12 protein-coding genes are annotated in these 9,058 nt (G+C 39.7%); all 12 read right to left on the reverse strand.

What is annotated here, in order from left to right; all coding sequences use genetic code 11:
* Positions 1-232 precede the first annotated feature (232 nt).
* Positions 233-376 carry a hypothetical protein gene (locus tag ACYQ0N_RS06215; protein ID WP_460162139.1) on the reverse strand — a complete coding sequence of 48 codons (144 nt, stop codon included), beginning with the start codon at positions 374-376 and terminating at the stop codon, positions 233-235.
* Positions 377-381: 5 nt separating this feature from the next.
* Entirely contained in the window at positions 382-606 is a 225-nt protein-coding gene (locus tag ACYQ0N_RS06220) for a hypothetical protein (RefSeq protein WP_460162140.1), read from the reverse strand.
* A 604-nt stretch (positions 607-1,210) separates the two neighbouring features.
* Positions 1,211-1,519: a hypothetical protein gene (locus ACYQ0N_RS06225; protein ID WP_177532727.1), complete on the reverse strand. Its 309-nt coding sequence runs from the start codon at positions 1,517-1,519 to the stop codon at positions 1,211-1,213.
* A gap of 114 nt (positions 1,520-1,633) precedes the next feature.
* Entirely contained in the window at positions 1,634-4,552 is a 2,919-nt protein-coding gene (mobP3, locus tag ACYQ0N_RS06230; protein WP_460162141.1) for a MobP3 family relaxase, read from the reverse strand.
* 29 nt (positions 4,553-4,581) lie between these two features.
* A complete protein-coding gene (locus ACYQ0N_RS06235) occupies positions 4,582-4,983 on the reverse strand; it encodes a hypothetical protein (RefSeq protein WP_460162142.1) in 402 nt (133 codons plus the stop codon).
* A gap of 363 nt (positions 4,984-5,346) precedes the next feature.
* A complete protein-coding gene (locus ACYQ0N_RS06240; RefSeq protein WP_460162143.1) occupies positions 5,347-5,493 on the reverse strand; it encodes a hypothetical protein in 147 nt (48 codons plus the stop codon).
* Positions 5,478-5,612 carry a hypothetical protein gene (locus tag ACYQ0N_RS06245; protein WP_460162144.1) on the reverse strand — a complete coding sequence of 45 codons (135 nt, stop codon included), beginning with the start codon at positions 5,610-5,612 and terminating at the stop codon, positions 5,478-5,480. The genes ACYQ0N_RS06240 and ACYQ0N_RS06245 overlap by 16 nt, the downstream gene beginning before the upstream one ends.
* A gap of 135 nt (positions 5,613-5,747) precedes the next feature.
* Entirely contained in the window at positions 5,748-6,017 is a 270-nt protein-coding gene (locus ACYQ0N_RS06250; RefSeq protein ID WP_460162145.1) for a DUF6103 family protein, read from the reverse strand.
* Positions 6,014-6,247: a hypothetical protein gene (locus tag ACYQ0N_RS06255; RefSeq protein WP_460162146.1), complete on the reverse strand. Its 234-nt coding sequence runs from the start codon at positions 6,245-6,247 to the stop codon at positions 6,014-6,016. The genes ACYQ0N_RS06250 and ACYQ0N_RS06255 overlap by 4 nt, the downstream gene beginning before the upstream one ends.
* A gap of 5 nt (positions 6,248-6,252) precedes the next feature.
* The gene (locus ACYQ0N_RS06260; RefSeq protein ID WP_460162147.1) at positions 6,253-7,506 is read right to left on the reverse strand and encodes a hypothetical protein; all 1,254 of its coding nucleotides are present in this window, start codon (positions 7,504-7,506) and stop codon (positions 6,253-6,255) included.
* On the reverse strand, positions 7,484-7,858 hold the full coding sequence (locus ACYQ0N_RS06265) for a hypothetical protein (protein WP_460162148.1): 375 nt from the start codon (positions 7,856-7,858) through the stop codon (positions 7,484-7,486). Before ACYQ0N_RS06265 ends, ACYQ0N_RS06260 begins: the two co-directional genes overlap by 23 nt.
* 287 nt (positions 7,859-8,145) lie before the next feature.
* A partial coding sequence (locus tag ACYQ0N_RS06270; RefSeq protein ID WP_460162149.1) for a HipA domain-containing protein occupies positions 8,146-9,058 on the reverse strand: 913 nt, incomplete at its 5' end.

Raw genomic sequence — 9,058 nt, forward strand, 5'->3', positions numbered from 1 at the left:
TATGTCCTCCTTAAACGTCAATTTAGAATCTTATATCACTAAAAAGTATTATTTAGTGATATAATGTTAATTATATATTACTATAAATCAAAATGCAATATGTTTTTACTATATTCTTCATTTTTGTATATATTTCTAACTGATTGCTATTTTATTTGTATAAATTAACTAATATTTTATATGTAAGGTTTATTCAAATAATACAGACACTAATTGACATTTTATTTTCCTCCTAAAAATATGTAAAACTAATTCTTTTTATCAGACCTTCAGAATTAATTACAAATTCCAGATGTTTCGTATCTGATATTTCATATTTATATTCTATCTTTTTATTATTCATATTGACTTTTTCAATCGGCTTCCCAGCAGTCATTGATTTCAATACTGCCTAACTGACAAGCTTATTCCTTTTGGTAAATCGTCATTCAAAAATGTAAACCCTATTGAACCTATCTTATTATCACTATAATCTTTATCATCTACCGCACAATGCATTGTTACCGCAGCCAAAGATTTTTTGTCATATAATAATCCACAGCTTCTTAATTCTGTTTCCTCTTCATATATCATGGTTTCTTTTCTAAAAGTAAAACCATCACCCAAATCATCCAGCGAGCATGGAAATGAAAAAGTTTTATCGCCTATAACAACATTACTGACGATCTTATCAAAAACATCCTCGTTAAATGTTCCGTCGTACTCATTTATTTCCGACTGAATCTCAGTTTTGCTCTGAGTATCGCTTTCCGTACTTTCCGATACCGATTTGGAAATACTGCTTTGTGTACTTCGGCTTTTATCATTATCGGTCGATAATGTGTTTTCAGAATTTTTCAGGCTGTTGAATTCGAAGCTAAAATAACAGCTGCCATAATTAAAACAAGTTTTCTTTTCATAGAACCTCCATCCAATATAGCTATTAAAATTATTTATATATCATATTAAGTATTATAAAATATCACTTAATATACCTATATTAATTAAAATATTAGCACAATATATATAATAATTCAAGAGTTTAATTAATAATTCTTGGCAATTTTTTAAAAATCTATAATTTGCATAAAAATAGCAATAAAATTTTAGCAGATTTAGCCAAATTTCTCCTTAATCCCCAAAGCCTGTTCCTTTTATTATCATACGTCTTAGCTTTCTGTCTGTCGTCATCCTGACCGATCTGTATCTTTTTCTGTAATCAACTTTATGTTCATAGCTGAATTCCTCCCATCGTACAATCGAAACTTTCAGCCTGCACTTCTTTTTCCGGCATTTCAGTTATTATATAAAAACGGGCATTTTGTTCATCTTGATTGACACTGTAGATTTCCTGTTTCAAAACTTCTTCGGCGGAAATCATATAATCTGTTCCTCTCACACCAAAATGTGCAGCTACATCTTCACCGTTCAAGAGCAAGTCAGCTTCTTTTGCTAACATGTCTATATAACCTCCGGGCGTCATAAGATGGAGTTCTGCGTCTTGATGTTCCTGAATAAATTCTTTAATGGTTTGTTTCACAACTACATTCCTCCTATCTGCTGTACATTTTTTCTTTCTGACTGTTCTCCTTCATGAAGTCAGTTTGTCAAAGAAATAATTGTTTATATTTACTAATAATTTACTTGCTCCAACTTACACATACTCCTGCTCCTCCTTGATCCCCAGCGCCTGTTTCTTTTCAATTATCATACGCCTAAGCTTTTTGTCTGCGGACGTCCTGACCGATCTGTATCTTCTTATGTAATCATCTTCAATACATCTGCTGAGATTTATGAACAAGCTTAAAACCGTATTTGCCAGTATTGTGTTTTCAAAGCTTCCGCTTTCATTCAGAAAAGTCTGAGCATAAACGTTTCCGTCGTCCGCCGACCTGTTAAGCCATTCCATCGCCTTTTCCTTATCTTTCTCAATATCATCCGTACCGAAAAGATAAAGCCTTCCCAGCAGAAACGAAGCCCAATTGTTTTCTTCGGCAGATAGTTCAAGTAGTTTTATTGCCTTTTGTGTATCATGATATTTGTTATCTTCCAAGAGTATTTTAGCTAACGAATACGAAGCATTCGCCTTGACTTCATCATAATTTACCGCCTTTTCAAGCCATTCAACAGCTTTGTCAAGATCATATATTTCTTCTTCGAGGTACAGCCTGCCGAGATAATAGCAAGCGTGTCCGCTGTCCTTATCTGCCATTAGCAGATATTTCTCAGCCTTGCTAAGATCCCTGTTCACAAATTCCCCCTTGAAATATATTCTGCCGAGTAAAAAGCAGGAGAAGGGATCGCTGAAATCCGCGCATTCGGTCAGCATTTCAATACCCTTGTCAATATCCTGTTCAATATGTTCTCCGCTGATATATTCAAGCGCAAGAAAACGCTTGGCATTCAGATTTCCGAGCCTTACCGCTTTTTCAAGACAATCCATAGCCTTTGGTATATCCTGAGTAATATTCTCTCCAAGCAGCAGAGCCTTGCCGTATTCATATAACCCGTTTTTGTTGTTCAGCTCTGCGGAACGTTTAAAATAATCTATAGCCTTATTCATGTCAGCCTCTGTGCCAAGACCGTTTTTGTACATCGCCCCTATTTTGTAAAAGAGGTTATCGTCCGCCTGACCGTCTGCTTCAAGCTTTAAAAATCCCGAAAGAGCCTGTTTGTAATATCCCTGTGATTTTTTCTTATCCTTTTCCGCCGATTCTCCATTTTCATACATATTACCTACGGCGTAAGCAGCATAAGGCTGTCCCTGTTTCGCCGATCTCACATACCAGCCGAAGGCTTCCTTAAGATTCCTTTCCGCGCCGTTGCCGTAGTAATAAAGGTTAGCAAGACTGTATTGCGAAAACTTGTTTCCTTCCTGAGCCGATTTTAAAAACCATTCAAACGCTTTTTCATAGTTCTGTTCCGTTCCCAGACCGTAGCAGTGCATTTTGCCTATTCTGTACCAAACGTAAGAGCGCATATCCGCAGACTTCATATTCTGACCTTCGTATCTCGGCTCATAGGGGAACACGGAATCAGCGTTCGGTTCTATTACCGTAAAAGCATGAAGCGCTTCCCTGTAAAATGAAAATGATTTTTCATCATTCTTTTCTCCGAGCTTATCTGTGGAATACAGCTTTCCTAAATCGTGAATGGCAAGCAGATTACCTTTTTCAGATTCAGAAATTAAAATCTGTTCAGCCTTTTTAAAATCTTCAGGCTTCGAGCTTTTGTCATAGATGATCCTGCAGGCTTCCTTGTATTCATTGCTCCATTTTAAATAGTATCTGCTTTTCGGAGTTTTGTAAGTATCAGATGTCACTGCATTTTTATCATTCCAAGTAAAATCTCCGTCAGCCATATTGTCATTATCAAACATTGGAGGAATATCTGTTATATCATCGTTATCAGTTTTTTCTGTCAGTTCCGGTTCTTCAATCTCAATATCAATAACAGGACTATTCATATCCAGCACAGTCTGAACGATCATGTTTTTGACGGATTTAAATTCCTTATTATCAACTAATGTTGGAAACTGAAGCTTAGCAGAGGAATAAACGTCGTGCTTCTGCTGTTCCATTTCACACCACAGCTTATACATTTTCTGAATAGAATCATTTTCCGCAAGCGCTTCAAAAATTGCGTTGACCGTTTGCTTGACCTCCGGCTTTAAATATCCGTATACTTTTTTGCCCGTTACAGATTTAAGCTGATCGTTAAGTTTACCAACAAGCTTTATCAGCTCCGTATCCTCAAAGGCGTTTCCTGCAATATCATTTACAATCCTACGCATAAACTCTGCCGACTCTTTTTTCAGAAGATTTCGCAGGTCGGTCTGCCGCTGATATAAATGGTGCAGCTCGTCCTGATAGATATCGTTTGCAAAGCCGCTTCGTATTTTTTCTATTCCGCGGTTGGTGAGGAATCCCTCGCGCTCGTTGGCGGAGTACACGATTATATGCGCGTGAGGATTGGTTTTCTTATCATGAAACGCGGCGTACCATCTGAGATTTTTCATTTCGATTTTCTGACTCTTTGCAATATTAGCGATTTGCCGCTTGACTAAGTCCCGCCACGCTTTTAATTTGTCATAGCCCATCGCCTGAGCGCTGTCCCTGCGCAGGGAAACGACATGAGTCCAGACGTTTCCTCCGTGAGCCGCTATTTCTTTTGCGGTCTTTTCAAGCTCGACAGGCTCGTCCGACTGCGAGAACAAACCGTGCTTACCGAATTTAACAGCGCCCGGACGGTTAGCAAGATAGCTTACATAGTTTTTACGGCTTGTAAGGCGGTCCATGTTCCGGTCAAGTATTTCCGATATGAGAGCGGAAGCGTTTTTGATAGTGGGATTCTTTTGGTAGTCCTCGTATTCAAATAACTCTTTGCCGTCGGGGAAACATTTTAGCAGAGAAAAAATCAGCTCCTGCTGTTTTTTAGAGGCAGGAGCGTGTTCGTTTGTATTCGGTATCGGCGCTGAACCCTCGCGGGTCGCGATGTATTTTACATAGCGGTAAAGCTGTTTTCTGTTTCCGCTGCCGCTTTTTAAATAACGGCTTGTTACGATTATTTTCACCAGTTATATCATCTCCATTCGTTAAAGTATCAGCTGTTCTGATATTCAGCCGCGTCCTCGTAATCAATGATGCCGTTGATTTTCCTCACCTCGTTTACGCACATAGCGTGAAGACTGTTAAGCGCATCGTCAACCTCGTTTACAGCGGCGGTCATATGCGACAGCTTTCCAAGCTCCACGGCGACTTTAAAAAGCAGTCTTGAAAGCCGCTGCTCCGTTCCCTTTATCTGCGCCTTGACCGTTTCGGTTATCATAGGGGAGAGATAGTTTATGTTATCTTCCTCGCTGAGATAGCCGATGTAGAACTTAATTGCTTTCTCTATAAACTCGCTTTGCGATCTGCAATTGTCCGCTTTGAAATTCTGATTGATTTTTTCCTCTGTGGATGGGTATATCCACAGAGGAATGCGTATTTTCGTTTCTTTACTCAAATTTTATCCGCTCCTTGCTTACACGCACCTGAAATACTCCTTAATTACGGCTTTTATTCGAAAAAGGTGTACTCAAATTCCGCAAAAATATTTTTACAGCCACCCAAATCGGTTTATATTACTTTTGTACAAAGGCTTAAATGCGGTCGGCTTTGCCGTACGCTGTGAACGTCGGGTTCACCCGACTTTAACTTGCAAGACAATTTTTCACCTCATACATATATTTTCCGCCTTTCTGAAACTCTGCGCAAAAAGCCCCGAATAAGCCCTGCTTGTCCTTAAGGGTAAACTTACCCTGCCTGTGCCTATAAAATCGCACACGACGGCACACGGTTGGCGACAGGGCGGTTAAATCACGTTCTCTCACATTGTAAGCTCGTTTTTATAGCGCTGATATTCCTTTATTTCCATATCAACGACCTCACGGGCGAACTGCTCAGCGGTTTCCTCACTGTCATCGGACAGCTCATATCCTACGGCTCCACAGAAGTTGTCTATTTCCTCAGCCATCGAATCATCTGTGAAACCTGATAAAACCAGCCCTCTGCGGTTACCGTATTGCCGTTCTTGTCCTCTCGTTCAATGCCTGTGTCACGGCACTTTGAAATATATAAGCCTCTATAATTCATACAAAATCTCCTTTACGTTTTTGGGAATCCGAACGTAAGCTGTTCGGGTTTATCGGTTATTTTCATCCGAAGGTTATGCCAAACGGAATGTAGTCCTGCGTTTTCATTTCCGCTTCACGCTCCGCAGCAACAATCTCAGACAGCGGCACACGGTGCGAACAGGGGGGAGTTACTGCTCAGACTGCTTTTCTGATTCGGCAATCGAGGACTTCCCCGCTTTACCGCAGGCTTCTTTGATGACATCATATCAATAAAATCTCTCACATTCTGCGGCACGTTTTTCTGATATAACTGATCGACATACTTATCAAGCTCCGCCGCAAGCGTAGTGTTCTTCTGCTCTAAATACATTTCTATTGCTGACAATTTTTCTTCATTGACCGAAACTGCAACCGACTTTTTCATAGACTCATCCCCGTTTCCATATTCCATTCCTGTATTTCTTCCTGTTCCGGCTGTAGGGTTATAGCTGAAAACAGATCCATATTCTTGCCGTATATCACTCCGTAAGAGGTTTTCACAGCGCCTTTGCAGTTCAGAATCTTATTGCCGAAATCCTGTAAATCCATTTCCTCAAGCAAAGATAAAACTGTCATGGGGAAATCCTTTGACATTCCATTTTTATATATTTTCATTTATTTTACTCCTTTTCTTCAACATAGCTGATATACGGAATCTGAAGCCAGTGCGTCCATTCGCGCCCTGCAAGCTTTGTTTTTGTAACGCCTCGGAGCGTATTCATGGCTTCGATCACTTCGCCGTTGCCGATATATATACCGATGTGACCGTCCGACCAAACGGCAAGTCCGGGTACTTCCGGTATGGTATCTATCGTGCCTTTGACAGTCGCATTCGTAAACATAGCGTTTGCTCCAACGTCCGCCATACCATTAGAACCGACCTTGACCTCTCCGGATTTGCTGTCATACCAGCCGTATCCTTTAATCAAACCAACGCAATCCGACGTCCTCTTTCCAAGCCAGTTTTCACGGATAAAGTCCATATAGCTTGTTACTTCTTCTCCGAACACAGAAGCTCTGTCCTGTAAAATTGATTCCGTGAGGACATTTCCGTATGTACCGTAGACATAACCCCAGCCGTTTTCGTGAGCCTGAATTGCCCACTGAACAAGTCCCAGATTATTTTTCTTCTTTTCGTCATATTCTTCAAATTTGATTTCATTGCCGAAGCTTTTTTCATCGCCGTACTGTATCCACGGTATTTCAAACCACGAGGTCCAGCCTCCGGCTGAGATATTCTCCTTTACTATCCCGTCCTCGGCAGATTTCGCATATATCGCATTACCGTTTCCCACATAAATACCTATCGTATTCTCTTTTAAAACAGCTATACCCTTGGTTTGAGGAAGAGTTTCGATATTTCCTTTTAAGTCCGCCGAATCGAACAGCTCCTGAACGGTCATATCGGAGATCGGATAATTATCCTCGGAAATCGTTCCGCTTTCGTGGTCGTACCATAGATACGATCTCAGCAAATTGTAATTATCAACAGTTCTCCGGCTCAGCCATTTGTCGCAGTCTGCGGTGATATCCTGCGGATATTTTTCTTTTAGCGCCTTGTATTTTTCATCTGTCAGCGGACTGCCGTCGGTATGGGGAACACAGCCCCACTGAGTTTCATAGGCGTTTTCAGCCCAGACCGACAGGTCTATGTTGTTCTTTAAATCAAAATTCACAAACAGATACGGATTTATGCTGACGTTAACTATCACAGAATACGACCGCATAAATTCGCTGTAATCAATGCTCAGATTGTATTTGCTACCGAGATTTTCAATCAGCTTTTCATTATCATTCTCTTTGAAAAGCGAACAGTATTCCGCAAAAAAATCCTCATCCTTGTGAACGTCGTCAAAATATGTGAGATATATCATCTGACTTGTGAACGTCGTCAAAATATGTGAGATATATTATCTGAGCTTTGACGATCATATCCTTGATTCCGAGCTTTTCCATTTCCTTTTCAATAGCCTTGCCGTCGTCCTTCATCTGTGAAAAACGCTCCTTTTGTTCCGGAGACAGACTTTGCATAAACTGACTGAAATCTATATTTCCGTATTCATCCTCCGCCTTTGTCAGCTGATGACCCATTGCCAGCAGCAGCATTACCGGAAGCAGAGCGAGCGTTATTAAAAAAGCGGCGGCAAAGCCTATAGCTTTCCTTACCTTTTTCTTGGGAAGCAAAACCGCCGCGGCTTTTTTGACCGTCGCTGCCGTTATACTCATACACAACCCTTCTTTCTTTTGTATATATATGAAAAGGACGACTGAAGTAAAACAGCCGTCCTTAAGCTATATATATCGAAACATTGAGACTCAATTAAGATTATCAGAGATAAACTGCACGGGAACACGTTTTGTCATCCATACTTCATTTTCTGAAAGATAGAATTTAAAGCCTCTTATGTTCATTTCTATCACCGCCTTGTTTACCAAAGTATACCATATTCAGACATTAAAATCAACACAGTATACGACGCTGAAAAAAGAGCCGCATTGCGGCTCTCTGATCCTTATTCCATTGTCATGTCGAAATCTGTTTCTTCCGCTTTTAGCGAATGTTTTAAAGCTAAAACACATTCATATGCAGGAATGATTAACTTATTAAATCTTGAATCAATGTATTTTGTATAGAACTCTTTTTGCAGATCTGAAAGATACATACAATTATTAATCATGCTGAAAATATTTGATTTATTGATATCAGGAACGATCCGCATTAATGCCTTATTACAATCCTCAAAATCATTATTTATAAGAAAATCATAATAGTTTATTTTCTTTCCGTTGAGCTTTATTGCTGACGTTGGAAAATTAAAAATTCGGGTATTCATCTGCTCGGTATCTTCAAGGGTCTGCATCATAACTCTTTCATCTGCCTGCGGAAGCAGACAGCTGCCGCAATCAAACACAGGAGCGATCTCAAAACTTTGTATCTTATCGGTATATAAGAATCCCCAATTACCGTTATGTCTGTCAAAATTACCGAGCAATGCATCAACTATAAATACATTCCAAAAATGCTCCCTTAATTTTTGGGGGTCTACAAATTGCTGCTTTTCAATCGTTTCAAGAATTTCAGACAGTTCAGTACCGTTTCCGTTATGTTCTGAATCGATAATCGAATTTTTTATAGAACAAAAATCATAAAAAACCTTTCCTCCGGATGTAAAATCCTTGCATGCACACACAATTTTTTCTTTACCGTTTATCTTAAACGTACCAAGTATCGTTTCCTGCGCCTTAATTCCAAGCATATTAAATATGCTGCAAGCAATATGTTCGCTTATACAGCTGTTTGTATATGACAAATCCGTTGGCTTTTTTTCTGCAGACGGCGGAAACTTTAGCATATACTGTTCACCGTTATATTCTACAGCAATCTTTTTTCCGTTTGCACCGTTGTATGCTTTCCCAAAAATCCTC

The organism is Ruminococcus sporogenes (assembly GCF_054655175.1).